Annotated in this window: 12 protein-coding genes and 1 riboswitch; of the genes, 9 read left to right on the top strand and 3 right to left on the bottom strand. The window is 38.7% G+C overall.

The window, feature by feature from the left end:
- The first annotated feature begins 14 nt into the window (after positions 1 to 14).
- The 4 genes from lpdA (at position 15) to A5889_RS06075 (ending at position 5,229) form a co-directional block, all read left to right on the top strand.
- Complete coding sequence (gene lpdA / locus A5889_RS06090; RefSeq protein WP_087640972.1) at positions 15 to 1,397, top strand: dihydrolipoyl dehydrogenase; 1,383 nt, start codon at positions 15 to 17, stop codon at positions 1,395 to 1,397.
- A gap of 149 nt (positions 1,398 to 1,546) precedes the next feature.
- Positions 1,547 to 2,731 carry a M20 metallopeptidase family protein gene (locus tag A5889_RS06085; protein WP_087640973.1) on the top strand — a complete coding sequence of 395 codons (1,185 nt, stop codon included), beginning with the start codon at positions 1,547 to 1,549 and terminating at the stop codon, positions 2,729 to 2,731.
- Between the two features lie 31 nt (positions 2,732 to 2,762).
- Positions 2,763 to 4,427 carry a formate--tetrahydrofolate ligase gene (locus A5889_RS06080; protein WP_087640974.1) on the top strand — a complete coding sequence of 555 codons (1,665 nt, stop codon included), beginning with the start codon at positions 2,763 to 2,765 and terminating at the stop codon, positions 4,425 to 4,427.
- A 166-nt stretch (positions 4,428 to 4,593) separates the two neighbouring features.
- Entirely contained in the window at positions 4,594 to 5,229 is a 636-nt protein-coding gene (locus A5889_RS06075; RefSeq protein WP_087640975.1) for a hypothetical protein, read from the top strand.
- A 75-nt stretch (positions 5,230 to 5,304) separates the two neighbouring features.
- Here A5889_RS06075 and A5889_RS06070 read toward each other — a convergent pair whose 3' ends face one another.
- A complete protein-coding gene (locus A5889_RS06070; RefSeq protein WP_087640976.1) occupies positions 5,305 to 6,414 on the bottom strand; it encodes an ABC transporter ATP-binding protein in 1,110 nt (369 codons plus the stop codon).
- 186 nt (positions 6,415 to 6,600) lie between these two features.
- Between A5889_RS06070 and mgsA the strand changes: the two genes are divergently transcribed.
- Positions 6,601 to 7,023, top strand: coding sequence for a methylglyoxal synthase (mgsA, locus tag A5889_RS06065; protein ID WP_087640977.1), 423 nt, complete (start codon positions 6,601 to 6,603; stop codon positions 7,021 to 7,023).
- 63 nt (positions 7,024 to 7,086) lie between these two features.
- Positions 7,087 to 7,214: riboswitch (THF riboswitch) on the top strand.
- Between the two features lie 27 nt (positions 7,215 to 7,241).
- A complete protein-coding gene (locus A5889_RS06060) occupies positions 7,242 to 7,787 on the top strand; it encodes a folate family ECF transporter S component (RefSeq protein WP_176372831.1) in 546 nt (181 codons plus the stop codon).
- Between the two features lie 52 nt (positions 7,788 to 7,839).
- Here the strand turns inward: A5889_RS06060 and A5889_RS06055 are convergent, their stop codons facing one another.
- Positions 7,840 to 9,603: an ABC transporter ATP-binding protein gene (locus A5889_RS06055; protein WP_087640979.1), complete on the bottom strand. Its 1,764-nt coding sequence runs from the start codon at positions 9,601 to 9,603 to the stop codon at positions 7,840 to 7,842.
- Positions 9,593 to 11,323, bottom strand: a complete 1,731-nt coding sequence (locus tag A5889_RS06050) for an ABC transporter ATP-binding protein (RefSeq protein ID WP_087640980.1) — start codon at positions 11,321 to 11,323, stop codon at positions 9,593 to 9,595. The genes A5889_RS06055 and A5889_RS06050 overlap by 11 nt, the downstream gene beginning before the upstream one ends.
- A 286-nt stretch (positions 11,324 to 11,609) precedes the next feature.
- On the opposite strand from A5889_RS06050, the gene A5889_RS06045 reads away from it, so the two are divergent.
- The 3 genes from A5889_RS06045 to A5889_RS06035 all read left to right on the top strand — a co-directional run bounded on the left by A5889_RS06045 (position 11,610) and on the right by A5889_RS06035 (position 14,565).
- Entirely contained in the window at positions 11,610 to 12,455 is an 846-nt protein-coding gene (locus A5889_RS06045) for a putative ABC transporter permease (protein ID WP_207114620.1), read from the top strand.
- Positions 12,456 to 12,681: 226 nt separating this feature from the next.
- Positions 12,682 to 13,845 (top strand): 3D domain-containing protein, encoded by a 1,164-nt coding sequence (locus A5889_RS06040; RefSeq protein ID WP_422389711.1) that lies wholly within the window; start codon positions 12,682 to 12,684, stop codon positions 13,843 to 13,845.
- A gap of 150 nt (positions 13,846 to 13,995) precedes the next feature.
- On the top strand, positions 13,996 to 14,565 hold the full coding sequence (locus A5889_RS06035; RefSeq protein WP_087640983.1) for a GNAT family N-acetyltransferase: 570 nt from the start codon (positions 13,996 to 13,998) through the stop codon (positions 14,563 to 14,565).
- Positions 14,566 to 14,591: the final 26 nt, after the last annotated feature.

The following is a 14,591-nucleotide window of genomic DNA, read 5'->3' as shown; positions in this document are numbered from 1 at the left end:
AGGGAGTGAAAAGGGTGAGGTATGATTTAATTGTTGTTGGAGCAGGACCTGGAGGCTATGTAGCAGCAATCAAGGCTGCTCAGTTGGACATGAAAGTAGCACTTGTTGAAGAGCAAAGAGTTGGCGGGACATGCTTGAATCGAGGCTGTATCCCGACGAAATCTTTGCTGCATTCTGCTGAGACAGTTAGAACGATCAAGCAGTCAGAGGAAATCGGCATTCACATCGACAATATCACTCTTGACATGGATAGTATCTATCAAAAAAAAGATCAAGTAGTCGATCAATTGGTTCAAGGAGTCGAAGCACTAGTCAAGGCAAACAAAGTGGACTTGATCATGGGACGCGGCGAAATCATTGCAAAAGATAAAGTCAGAGTTTCAGGAGAAACTTATGAAACAGATAAGATCTTGATTGCAACTGGCTCAAAACCAGCGATTCCGCCTATACCTGGAAGTGATTTACCTGGTGTTTTGACGAGTAATGAACTTTTGGCTCAGTCAAATCAATATAAGCAGTTGGTCATTATCGGTGGAGGTGTGATCGGTGTCGAGTTTGCTTCGATTTTTAATGATCTAGGCTGTGATGTTACGATCATTGAGGCTGCTGACACGCTTTTACCAAATTTTGATAGTGAGATTTCCAAGAAATTAGCATTGATCCTGAAAAAGCAAGGAATCAAGATCTTTACTAAATCCAGTGTTGCATCGCTCACTAAAGATGAGCTGTTGACCTGTACATTCACTTCAAAAGGCAAAGAAATGAGTGCAGAAGGGGACGCCGTACTGATCGCAACAGGTCGTAAAGCTGCATTTGATGGACTGTTTGCCGAAGGTTTTGCTGTTGAGCTTGATAAACAGGCGATTTGGGTCAATGAAACCTTTGAAACATCTGTTAAAGGCATTTATGCGATCGGTGATGTTGCCAGCCGTGGTATGCAATTAGCACATCTAGCTTCTGCTCAAGGAGTGAATGCTGTGATGGCAATGAATCAAAAGGCAGGTGTCTATGATTTGGACTTAGTTCCATCTTGTGTGTATACGACGCCAGAGATCGCTTCAGTCGGAATAACAGAGGCACAGGCAAAAGAACAGGGAATTTCGATCAAACTCGGTAAATATCCGATGGCCGGCAACGGAAAAACGATCATTGCAGGTTCTTCTTTAGGTTTTATCAAAGTCATCGCAGAAGCCCAAAGTGATAAAATCATCGGTGCTCATCTAATGTGTGAGCGTGCGACAGATATGATCAGTGAGTTTGCGACAGCTATCGCAAATGGCTTGACCATCGATCAAGTGACGACGATCATTCATCCTCATCCAACGTACAATGAAGGCGTTGGTGAAGCCTATGAGCTTTTAACAGGACACAGTATCCACACCATGCCTAAAAAATAGACTGGAAAAATGACGCATCGGTTTGGTATGATAGGTTTAACGTTTTATCTGTTGTTTTTGGTTGTTTACGATAAGATCAATGCGTCGCTCGATTGATCTATGTATATCAGTTAAAGTCACATCGGATCAAAAGAAAAGGAGAAAAATAAATGCTAACAGAAAAACAAACATTATTTGCTGATGGATTACAAGAAGAACTGGTCGAAATCAGAAGACATTTGCATCAAAACCCAGAGATTGGGCTGGAATTACCTAAAACCGTTGCGTTCGTGAAAGAAAAACTGACAGAGTATGGATATGACCCCCAATCGTGCGGGGAATCAGGAATTACGGTTGTTGCCGGGAAAAAGCCGGGAAAAACATTTTTATTACGTGGAGATATGGATGCTTTGCCGATTAAGGAACTGACTGATTTGTCTTTTAAATCTGAAAATGACTATATGCATGCTTGTGGGCATGATATGCACACAACGATGCTCTTGGGTGCCGCAAAAATCCTAAAAGAGTTTGAAGATGATCTTGAAGGGCAAGTAAAACTATTGTTCCAGCCTGGAGAAGAGATTCTTTCAGGATCAAAAGTTTGTATCGAAAATGGTGTGTTAGAAAATCCTAAAGTGGATGCAGGAATGATGATGCATGTCTTTCCTTTCAGCACGCTAAAAGTTGGACAAATCATGCCGACGCCAGGGGGAACCTTCATGGCAAGTGCTGACTGGTTTGAGATCAATATTAAAGGACGGGGCGGTCATGGTTCTCAACCGGAAACATCGATCGATCCAATCAATGTAGCTGTGCATATCTATACTGCTTTACAGGAGCTTTCTGCAAGAGAGATCGGCTCAGAAGAACGATTTGTATTGACGATCGGTGAATTCACAGGAGGAACACCAGGAGCTTCGAATATCATTCCTGAAACGACTGTGATGAAGGGCACATTAAGAACATTGAAAGAAGATGTACGTGTGCAGGTCAAAGAACGAATGATAGCGATCGCAGAAAATATTGCCAAAGCATTTCGTGCAGAAGCAGAGGTCGTCTTTACGAATGGATGTACCACCAATGTCAATGATCCTGAACTTTCAGCCTTTACCAAAGACTCACTGACAGAAACGTTTGGCGCAGAACGAATCGTAGATATTCCTATCTCAACACCATTGATGGGAAGCGAGGATTTTGGCGAAATCAGTCAATTGATTCCAACAGCAACGGTTCTTTTAGTCGCATCAGAAGAAAATATCAATTTGCATAATCCTGCCATCGTTTTTGATGAGTCGATTTTAAAAGAAGGAGCAAAAGTTTATTTTGATACAGCAGTGAGCTGGTTGAAAAAATAAACGAAATCAAATCAAAAAATGGAGGGTCAAAATGGTCAAAACAGATATCGAAATCGCACAAGAAGCAACGATGCGACCAGTGACAGAAATCGCTGAAAAGATTGGATTAAATGAAAATCAGTTTGAATTATATGGAAAATACAAAGCAAAGATCGATGTTGATCAGATCTCCCAAAATAAAGAAGGAAAAGTCATTTTAGTTACAGCAATCACACCAACACCAGCAGGCGAAGGAAAAACAACGACTGTCGTTGGCTTAGGAGATGCGTTGAATCGAATTGGTAAAGAGACGATCATTGCATTGAGAGAACCTTCTTTAGGTCCTGTTTTCGGGATCAAAGGTGGTGCTGCAGGTGGCGGCTATGCTCAGGTGATCCCGATGGAAGACATCAATCTACATTTTACAGGTGATTTCCATGCGATCGGTGCGGCAAATAACTTACTGGCGGCAATCATCGATAATCATATTTTCCAAGGCAATGAGCTGGGCATAGACAACCGCAGAATCACTTGGAAAAGAGCAGTAGATATGAATGATCGTCAATTGAGACATATTGTTGACGGACTGGGTGCACGTGTGAATGGGGTTCCTAGAGAAGATGGTTTTGAGATCACGGTTGCTTCAGAAATCATGGCGGTACTATGTTTATCGAATGATATTGAAGATCTAAAAACAAATCTTGCAAATATTATCATTGGTTATACGTATGATAATCAACCAGTCACCGTAAGAGAATTGAATGCACAAGGAGCAATGACCGCTTTACTGAAAGATGCCATCAAACCGAATCTGGTTCAGACGTTAGAAAACAATCCAGCGTTGATCCATGGCGGTCCGTTTGCTAATATTGCTCATGGCTGTAATAGCGTGATCGCAACAAATACGGCTAGAAAATTGGCAGATTATGTTGTGACAGAAGGAGGATTCGGTGCAGATCTAGGTGCGGAAAAGTTCATTGACATCAAGTGCCGTAAATCAGGAATTCGTCCTTCAGCAGTCGTTGTAGTCGCAACAGTTCGCGCATTGAAAATGCATGGTGGTGTGCCAAAAGATCAACTGGGAACAGAAGACATCGATGCGTTGGAAAAAGGTTTGCCGAATTTACTTAAGCATATCGAAAATACAACCACTGTTTTTGGCTTACCAACAGTAGTTGCGATCAATAAGTTTCCGACGGATACAGATGCTGAATTAGCTTTAGTTGAAGCAGAATGTAAAAAACGAGAGGTAAACGTAGTTCTTTCTGATGTTTGGGCTAATGGTGGTGCAGGCGGTGAAGAGCTAGCTCGCGAAGTTGTTCGTTTAGCAGACCAAGAAAATCATTTTTCTTTTACCTATCCAGATGAGTATTCGATCAAAGAGAAAATCAGTGCGATCGTAGAGAAAGTTTACGGCGGTAAAGGCGTACAATATGAACCACTTGCGGAACGTGAAATTGCTAAATTAGAAAAACTAGGATTTGGATATTTACCGATTTGTATGGCCAAAACCCAATATTCGCTGTCTGATGATCAAACGAAATTAGGACGGCCGACAGACTTTACTGTTACTATCAGTAACATCAAAATATCCGCAGGAGCTGGATTTATCGTTGCCTATACGGGAACTATCATGACTATGCCCGGGTTGCCGAAAAAACCAGCTTATGAGAAAATCGATGTTGATTCTGATGGGAAAATTGTAGGGCTTTTCTAAAATAAGAAAAAATAATCAAGTGCATAAACTTAAAAAAACATTCATGATCGATCTAATGAAATCATGAATGTTTTTTTGTTCAGCATATGTGTCTTGACACCTCAGGCTTTTTCACGTAAAATAAACTCATTCTATGTGTCAAGACACCTTTAAGGAGCTTAGAACAATGAAAAAAAAATCAGTTAGACAGTTAACGATCGCAGCATTATTAGTGGCAATGGGTATCATTATCCCTATGGTTATGCCAAGAATCACGATTGGTCCCGCTTCATTTACCTTAGCAAGTCATGTACCGCTTTTCTTAGCAATGTTTTTTTCACCGGGTGTAGCAATCGCAGTTAGTTTGGGGACGGGCTTTGGATTTTTCCTTTCTGCGACGCCGATTATTGCTTTACGGGCACTTTCACATTTGTTATTTGCAACAGTAGGTGCATTATATCTACAGAAGCATCCAACGATCGTTTTATCAAAACATAAGGTTGTTTTCTTTAATGGACGTTTTCAATTATTCAACTTAGTGATCGGCTTAATACATTCTGCAGCGGAATTAGCTGTAGTAAGTGTTTTTTATACGATGGGCAATATGCCGGAAACCTATTATACACAAGGGTACATGTATTCTATCTTTTTATTGATGGGTTTGGGCGGGTTGATCCATAGCTTGATCGATTACAACATTGCTTATTTTGTAGCGAATGCTTTAAGCAAACAATTTGATCTTCCAATTTTTAGTCAGGCTAGAAAAATGGAGAAAGAAAAACAACAAATTCTTCCCCAAGAAGTAGAAGTACAAGTGCGTTGAGGAGACAAAAATAAGAGGATGAGGTAAAACTATTTTCTAGTTTTACCTCATCCTCTTATTTTAACGATCACAAAATCAAGGTAACTTAATGACTTGTTCTGATTCAGGATCGAAGAAATGTGCTTTACTGATATTGAATGCTAAATCAACCATTTCTTCTGGTTTGTGGAAATCACGCGCATCAACTTTAGAAATAAATTCTGTATCGCCCAGTCTAGTATAAAGCATTGTTTCAGCACCTAGAAGTTCAGAAACTACGACTTCGGAACGAACGACTGCATCAGTCATTGCGTCTAAAGCAACTTGTTCACTGTGGATATCTTCAGGTCGAATGCCGAAAATGACTTCTTTTCCTTCATAGCCTTTTTCAACGAGTAATTTGTTTTTTCCTTCTGGAATCTTTAATTCAAGTCCATGGCCATCTCGGATCACGCCATTGTTCAATGTAACTTTAAAGAAATTCATTGCAGGTGAACCGATGAAGCCAGCAACAAACATGTTGCTAGGTGTATTATAAACTTCTTTTGGCGTTCCGATTTGTTGAATAAAACCATCTTTCATGATAACGATTCGGTCTGCCATCGTCATTGCCTCTGTTTGGTCATGTGTAACATAAATCGTCGTTGTTTCCAGACGGCGGTGTAGTTTAGCGATTTCAGCACGCATGGCAACACGCAGTTTTGCATCCAAGTTGGATAAAGGTTCATCCATCAAGAAGACTTTTGCATCACGTACAATGGCACGACCTAATGCCACACGTTGACGTTGTCCACCAGATAAGGCAGCGGGTTTGCGTTTTAAGTATTCTGTCAGACCTAATATTTCGGCAGCATTTTCTACCCGTGTTTTGATTTCTGCTTTGTCGTATTTACGAAGCTTCAATCCGAAAGCCATATTGTCAAAAACAGTCATATGAGGGTATAGTGCATAGTTTTGGAAAACCATCGCGATGTCACGGTCTTTTGGTGCAACATCATTCACGACTCTATCTCCGATCGAAAGCTCGCCCTCTGTGATATCTTCTAAACCGGCGATCATACGCAAGGTTGTTGATTTTCCACAGCCGGATGGGCCAACAAAAACGATAAATTCACGGTCTGCTATCTCTAAGTTAAAATCTGTTACAGAATAATTCTCTGCATTATCATATTTTTTATAGACATTTTTTAACGCCATTTCCACCATTGTCGTCACTCTTTTCTCTTTTAGTATAAATGTAGTATAAATGAAAGCGCTGTACATACTCAACGGAAGGTTGCACAAGAAAAAAAGCTTTTTTTCGTCATTATGACAAAACGTGTGATCATTCCTCTAACTTTTTATTAAAAGACTTTGTTATAATAGTAAAAAGAAGAGAATCGGGGGATAAAAATGAAAATAGCATTGATTGCTCATGACCGTAAAAAAGATTTGATGGTCAAATTGACCTTGGCGTATCAGCCTATATTGAAAGAACATGAATTATTTGCTACAGGAACTACGGGTTTGAAAATCTCAGAAGCAACAGGGCTGCCTGTTCATCGATTCAAGTCTGGTCCTCTAGGCGGTGATCAGCAAATCGGTGCAATGATTTCAGAGGACAAGCTCGATATGGTTATTTTTCTTAGAGATCCTTTGGCTGCTCAGCCGCACGAACCAGATGTGACAGCGTTGATCAGATTAAGTGATGTGTATGAGATTCCTTTAGCAACAAATATCGGTACGGCAGAGATTTTATTAAGAGGACTTCAAGCCGGTTTTGCTGACTTTAGAAATGTTGTTCATGAAACAGATAATAAACCGCTTTCTTTTTAGTCAAAATTGATTGCAGTAATGTAAGGAATATGCTATATTTCAAGTAGGCTTCGGCCTAATAAAAACAGAGTAGGAAATAAAGCGTCAAGTGCTGAAAGGATGGGATGTTGCCTTTCGGACGAAGTATGAGGTAAAAGAAGCACGAGCTGGCTTTTCTAATCATACGCGGTTTTGTTTTCGCATTCGCTGCATATTTTGTGTAGCAGCTCTTAGAGGAGATGCTAGTATTGAAGAAAAAAAGAATTGATGCACGAACCATTACGTTGATGAGTTTATTGATCGCGTTGATGGTGGTTTTCACACGGTTTATTTCGTTTGAGACCCAATTTTTACGGATCAGTCTGACATTTATTCCAGAATCATTGATGGGAATTTTGTTTGGACCATTTTGGACAGGGATCGGCAGTGCAGTTGCTGACACAGTTGGCATGATGTTGTTTCCAAAGGGACCTTATTTCCCTGGATTTACACTGAATGCGTTTATTTCAGGAGCAATTTACGGTTTCTTCTATTATAAAAAGGAGCTGACTTGGAAACGTGTCTTTACAGCAACATTGCTTGTAACAGTACTCATTCATCTATTTTTAACACCATTGTGGCTAGGACTGATGTATGGGGTGAATCTATCAAATATTGCCTGGTGGATTCCTAGAATTTTGAAGAACATTATTTTCTTCCCGATTCAAGTAGTTGCTACTTACTATTTAGGCAATAAAGTACCATATAAACAACTTTTGAATAAATCATTAGCAAATTTTAAATAAAAAAACCCTTGATCTTTTCTACATCCCAGAAAAGATCAAGGGTTTTTATTCATTACAATTGATTCTTAAATTGAGCTTCGTATAATGCATGATAATAACCATCTTCTTTTTCGATCAGTTCGTCGTGACTACCGATCTCAACGACTGCTCCTTGATCCATGACTAAAATTTTATCTGCATTTTTGATTGTTGATAATCTATGAGCGATAACAAAGCTCGTACGACCAGTCATCATTTGCAAAAATGCGTCCTGGATCTTTTTCTCTGTCAAAGTATCGACTGAACTAGTGGCTTCATCAAGAATCAACATAGGCGGGTTGCTGATCATCGTTCTTGCAATTGTCATCAATTGTCTTTGACCTTCTGAAATCTTGATGCCGCTTGCACCGATCAGTGTATCCAATCCTTGTGGCAAACGTGTGACAAAATCAAAGATGTACGCTTTTTTCATGGCTTCCTCGATTTCTTCATCAGTTGCGTCTGCATTGCCGTAAGTCAGATTATCACGGATCGTACTGTCAAATAGCCATGTATCCTGCAAAACCATACCGAAACTTTTCCGCAAACTATCTCTCGTTATTTGTGTGATTGGATGTCCATCAATTAAAATCGATCCACTATTTACATCATAAAACCGCATCAATAGATTTACTAAGGTGGACTTTCCTGCTCCGGTTTTACCTACGATAGCAATCGTTTCACCTGGGTTAGCGACCAAATTAAAATTTTTGATCAGTGGTTTAGATGGAGTATAGGAGAAATCAACATGATCAAAAACAACTTTTCCTACTGCACTAGTCAAAATAATAGCATGTTCGCCATCGGGCTTTTCTTCGGGCTGGCTAATAATATCAAACGTTCGATCCAGTCCAGCTAGAGCCGTTTGAATTTGAGTGGTAATTCCAGATAATTCAATAAAAGGTTTTGAAAATTGACTAGAATAGATCGTAAAACTTGAAATCACACCGACGGTTACAGTATGGTTGCCATTCAAAAGTAATAATCCACCAACAAGACCGATCGATAAGTAAGTCAAATGATCGACAAAACGTGAAAGTGGGTTTGTTAACGAAGAAGAAAACTGTGCTTTTTGTCCTCGAACATATAAATGTTGATTGAGCTGTTCAAAGCGTTGCTGAGAAACATTTTCTTGTTGAAAGGCTTTGACGATTTTTTGATTTCCAACCATTTCAGAAACAAATCCGGATATTTCTCCGACTATTTTTTGTTGCTCAGCAAAGTTTTTTTGTGAAGAGGTTGCGACTAGCCAATTAACAAGAAAAATGATCGGTGTTGATACAAGGACAACGATCGTGAGTAGGAGACTAAGCTTCAACATGAAAAAGAAGGCAATGATCACAACAGAAATTCCTGAGAATAGCTGGTTAAAAACAGCTGAGCAAGCAACAGAAATATTATCCATGTCATTCGTAAAACGGCTGACGATATTGCCATGTGAATTTTGATCATAGTAGTTGAGCGGCAGGCGATTCAGATGAGCGAAGGCATCTTTTCTAAGTTCAGCTACAGAAAGATAAGCGACGCGATTACCTAAACGCTGGATCAACCATTGACTGATGACTGTCACGATCAAGATGCCACCAAGCAAGCTAAGTAAATAAAACAATTTGTGAAAATCCACATTGCCTAAACCTATCATAGTGTCGATCGATTTTCCCATATAATAAGTCATCAATACAGTCGTTAGTCCGCTTAAAATACCTAAAATCGTAGCAGCTGTTATTTCTTTTGGATAGTTTAGTAAATAAGGGAGAAAACGATTAAAAGAACGAGTTGAATTTTTTTTAGTCATCATGGCCGTTTTCCTCCTCTTGTGAAGCGACAATTTCTTGATATTCTTTAGAAGAATTCAAGAGCTCTTCGTGTGTCCCTAATCCGACTTGCTTACCGCTATTTAAGACTAGGATTTGATCTGCTTGTTGAATAGAGCTGATTCTTTGAGAAATCAGGATCAGAGTCGTTTCTTGCAGGTCTTTCTTTAACGCAGTTCTTAAATCTAGGTCAGTTTGGTAATCTAAGGCACTCAATGAGTCATCTAGAATCAAAATATCTGGTTTACGAATCAAAGCCCGAGCAATCGTCAGCCGTTGTTTTTGTCCACCAGAAAAATTCTTTCCGCCTTCATAGACTAGTGTGTCTAAACCCTCGCTTAAATTTTCAACAAAATCTTTACATTGAGCCGTAGCAAGAGCTTGCCAACATTCTTCATCGGTTGCCTTTTCCTTGCCCCACTGGAGATTTTCACGGATCGTTCCAGTAAATAAGACTGCTGTTTGAGGTGTAAGAGCAATTTTTTTGCGTAGTTTTTCTATAGACCAGTCGCGCACATTTAGATCATCGACATAGACATTTCCTTCGCTTGTATCATAGAATCGCGGAATCAGTTGAGTAAGTGTACTTTTCCCGCCGCCTGTTGGTCCAGTGATCCCTAAAATTGAATTTTTTGGGATCGTCAGATTAATATTCTGTAAAGCTAAGCCGGCATCAGGGTGATAACGGAATGAAACCTGATCGAAGACGATTCCTTGTGAAGAAAGGCCGTCAGTTTCATTGGATACTTTTTCTTGAATGCTGGGAGTGATCGCTAATACTTCATTGACTCTTGAAGCAGAAGCAGAAGCTCGTGTAAAGATAATGACTAAGTTTGAGACAACGATCAATGCCAGCAGCATCTGATTCATATAGTTGATCAAAGCCAATACTTCTCCTTGCTGCAGTCCGCCAACCTCGACCTTTATTCCGCCAAGATAAAGCAATACTAATATGCCAAGATTCATGACAAGAGTGGTCGCAGGTGTCAATAAGGCGGAAATATTTGAAACACGTACATAGATGGAAGCAAGATCATCTGTTACTTTATTGACCTGTTTTTCTTCTGTCTGCTTTCTAGAAAAAGCTCGAATTACACGAACACCGCTTAAGTTTTGGCTGATTTGCCGATTTAATAAATCAAGTTTTTCTTGAACTTTCTTATATAATGGAACAGTTGTTTTGATAATAAAATAAAGAATAATGCAAAAAAGTGGGAGCATCAATAAAAAGATCAACCCCATTTGAACATTGATATAAAAAGCCATGATGACAGAACCGATACTTAAAAAAGGAGCTCGAATAACTAAACGTATCAACATTGCTAATGCTAGCTGCAGTTGATTGATATCGTTAGTCATGCGTGTAATCAAGGTATCAGTACCGAAACTATTCAGTTCGGCGTGAGAGAGCTGATTGATTTTTTTCATGAGTGCATTTCTCAACTCTGTGCCAAAGCCTTGCGAGGCGATCGAAGAATAATATTGACAAATCATGACACAGATCAAACCAATGATAGACATCAAAAGCATCCAGCCGGCCATTTGCAAGACATAACCCTGATCATTATTTCGAATCCCCTGATCGACCAAGCGAGCCATAAACAAAGGCAAGACCAGTTCAAAACAAGCTTCTAAAAATTTAAAAAAAGGCCCAAGGATCACCTGTTTTCGATATTTTTTAGCAAATCTAAGTAAACCTAACATAGAACTCCTCCTTAAGTTATAAGTAACAACGTTCAGCTTCGCTACACCTTGTACTGTTTAACATCAGTTCATTCCATTCCATTCACTGTGTTTCACAGCAAAAGTAGTATTTCTTATACTGATCAGTATATCTCATAATTTTACTGTATTTCTTATCATGTTTCTAAACAAACATTTTCTCTTCTATTCTATATCAATCTGGAAAGCAAATAAAGTTGCTCGCCTTAATCGGTACTTATTTGTTACAATAATTGTGAAAGTACTAACTATTAGAAGGAGAACATCTATGGATGAATTTATTAAAGTCGTTTTACTATTTTTTATTTACGCATTTATTGGTTGGTTATGGGAAACAGTTTATTGCTCATTAAAAGCAGGAAAATTTGTTTATCGAGGATTTTTGATCGGTCCGTATTGCCCTATTTATGGTTTTGGTATTTTAGGTGTGCTGTATTTTTTAGATCCATTCAAACAAAATATCGTGCTTTTATACATCTTATCAACCATTCTGGTAACCATTTTAGAGTATCTAACGAGTTATGGATTGGAAAAGCTTTTCCATGCGTCTTGGTGGGACTATAAGGATGTCCCAATGAACCTAAATGGTCGTGTAGCCTTGCCTGTATCGCTGTTTTGGGGGATCGGCTGTGTTTTGATCGTGCGAGTGGTTCACCCGAAAGTGCTACTATTTGAAGGCTTTTTGGCTAAACACTTTGGTTTGGTACTGCCGATCATTTTATTGATAATGATCACTAGTGATTTGATCTATACACTTATCAACATGCAAGCTTTCAAAAAAGTTACTACTCAACTCAGTACAGCAGTGGATGAAAGAAAAGAAGAATTGGCAGCTAAATTAAATGAAAAAAGAACAGAGTTTTCTTCAAATCTTTCTGAGCTGAAAGAATCTATTTCAGAAGAATTGACTGAACGAAAAAAAGCGAAGTCAAATGAACGCATTTCTTTGATCGAAGAGTTGAAAAATACACCGTCAATCAACGAGCTAGTTTCACATATTGGCTTCAATCAAAAGCGTTGGATTAAAAATTACCCTAATTTAACATTGAAAAATATTAAAAATCCATTTGAAGTAAAAGAAATTATCAATAAGAATAGAAAAAATAAGAAATAATGCTAGTTTAAATATAACAGTAGAGAGTTGTGTTTCAATTAATGCTAAAAGCTAGATAGAAGTGGGTTTCAGTCTATATTTTATAGATAGATTAGTACGGATTTACAGTAGTTATATTACAGTGAAAACGACATTTTCGTTAAAATGTAACAAATTGTAACAGTATTGAAATAATAAAGGCGTGATTGATTAGTATAATGAATAGAGTTGGATTTAGTTAGGAAAGGTGTTGGATTCAGTGAAAGTAAAAAAATTGATGCCGTTTTTAGCTGCTATCTTAGTTATGAATGTGGGATTTCCAGTCGGCGCTTTGGCAGAATCATTAGATGATCTGAACGAAAAAGAAGCACAGACTGAACAAGTGGGAGAATCCCTTAGCAAAGATATCAATACAGCTTTAAATGATGTTAATAAAAAATACGCTGAAATTGAAAAACTTAAAGTAGATATTTCAAAAGCTGAAGAAACAATCAAAAATTCTGAAGCAGAAATCACAATAACAGAGCAAAGCATTGAACGCCGGAAAGAAGTCGTTGGAAATCGTATGAAAGATATCCAATTGAGCGGGGAACATCGGACGTGGCAAGTATTGCTAGATGCCGAAAATATCTCAGATTTCTTCAATAAGGCATTTGCAATGACTACTTTACAAAATGCTGAACAAGATAAGATAGAGAGTTTGTCTAAAGACAAAGAAAAATTGAAAGATCTTCAAGAAACTGTAAAGAGCAAGCAAGAAGAGTTACAAACCAACGAAGCGAAATTACAGGAAGAAGCTTCTTCAATGGATGCGCAAGTCGCTTCTTTAAAAGAGCAATTAGCGGATAATGAATCAGCTTTACAGTTGATCGCCAGTCAAAAGCAAACAGAAGAAAAACGTATTTCTGATGAGAAAAAAGCAGCAGCAGCCCAAAAGCAAGCAGCAGCTCAAGAAGCACAGAGAAAAGCTAATGAAGCAGCGTCGTCAAGTACGAGCAGCGAATCTTCAAGCTCCTCTGATTCAAGTAGCAGTTCAAGCTCTAGTAGTGAGGAACAGCCAGTCGTAACACCGCCATCTGAGCCATCGGAAGAACATCCAAACCCTGGAGGCGGCGATACAGGAGGAGGCAATGTACTTTATGTACAGTCAACTGCTTACTCTTGGAGAGAAGCTGGATCTGGTTATATCACAGCTACTGGGATCGACTTACGTTCAAATAGTAATGTAATTGCTGTTGATCCAAGTGTGATTCCATTGGGATCATTTGTTGAGGTGGAAGGTTATGGCTTTGCAGTTGCCGGAGATACTGGTGGTGCAATCAACGGTCATATCATTGATGTCCATTTCCCAACAGTCGATCAATGTATCAACTGGGGACGTAGAAACAATGTAAAGGTTACGATTCAATAAGAACGTAAAGACACTTTTCGAAGTGTCTTTTTTTGTTAAGATGAAACTAAATAAACAAGTAATTATTTAAAAGAAATTAGAAAGCAATAGAATGTAATGCATTAATTTTTCATAAATGGTACACTGCTTTATAGAAAGAGAGGAATAACAATGATTCGTTTTGCAACAAAAGAAGACGGAAAAGCTATTGCTCCGTTGATCTTAGTTATTTTGAAAGACATGGAATTGCCATTATTGGACATTGTTCCTGAGGAAACCATTTTATCTGTTTTAGCTGAAGCTTCAGCTGATCCGACGTATCGGTATGGGTATCAACGAGGCTTAGTATATGAGCATGAGGGACAAGTCGCGGGAATCGCCTTTGGTTATCCGAATGAAGATGAACCTGTGATCGATGAACCTTTGAAGAAGGTTTTGCGTAAACATAATTTAGATGAAGAAATTAGGATTTTTGTTGATCCTGAAACATTACCGAATGAATGGTACCTTGATTCAATTTCAGTAAATGAAAAATATCGTGGATTAGGTATCGGCTCGAAATTATTAGATGCATTGCCGCAGATCGCTAAACGAGATGGAAAAGAAATCATTGGCTTGAGTGTAGATAAAGCAAATCCTAATGCGAAAAAATTATATAGCCGTAAAGGATTTAAAGATGTGGCAGAAATGATGATCAGCGGACATGTATATGATCATATGCAAAAAAAAATCAGCGAGTAAAAATCGCTGATTTTTTTAGTTGTGTC

Origin of the sequence: Enterococcus sp. 9D6_DIV0238 (assembly GCF_002174455.2) — a bacterium.
In the GTDB taxonomy this organism is placed as follows: domain Bacteria; phylum Bacillota; class Bacilli; order Lactobacillales; family Enterococcaceae; genus Enterococcus_L; species Enterococcus_L dunnyi.
The sequence above is the reverse complement of the archived record's forward strand: the minus strand, read 5'-3'. Positions and strand labels throughout refer to the sequence as shown.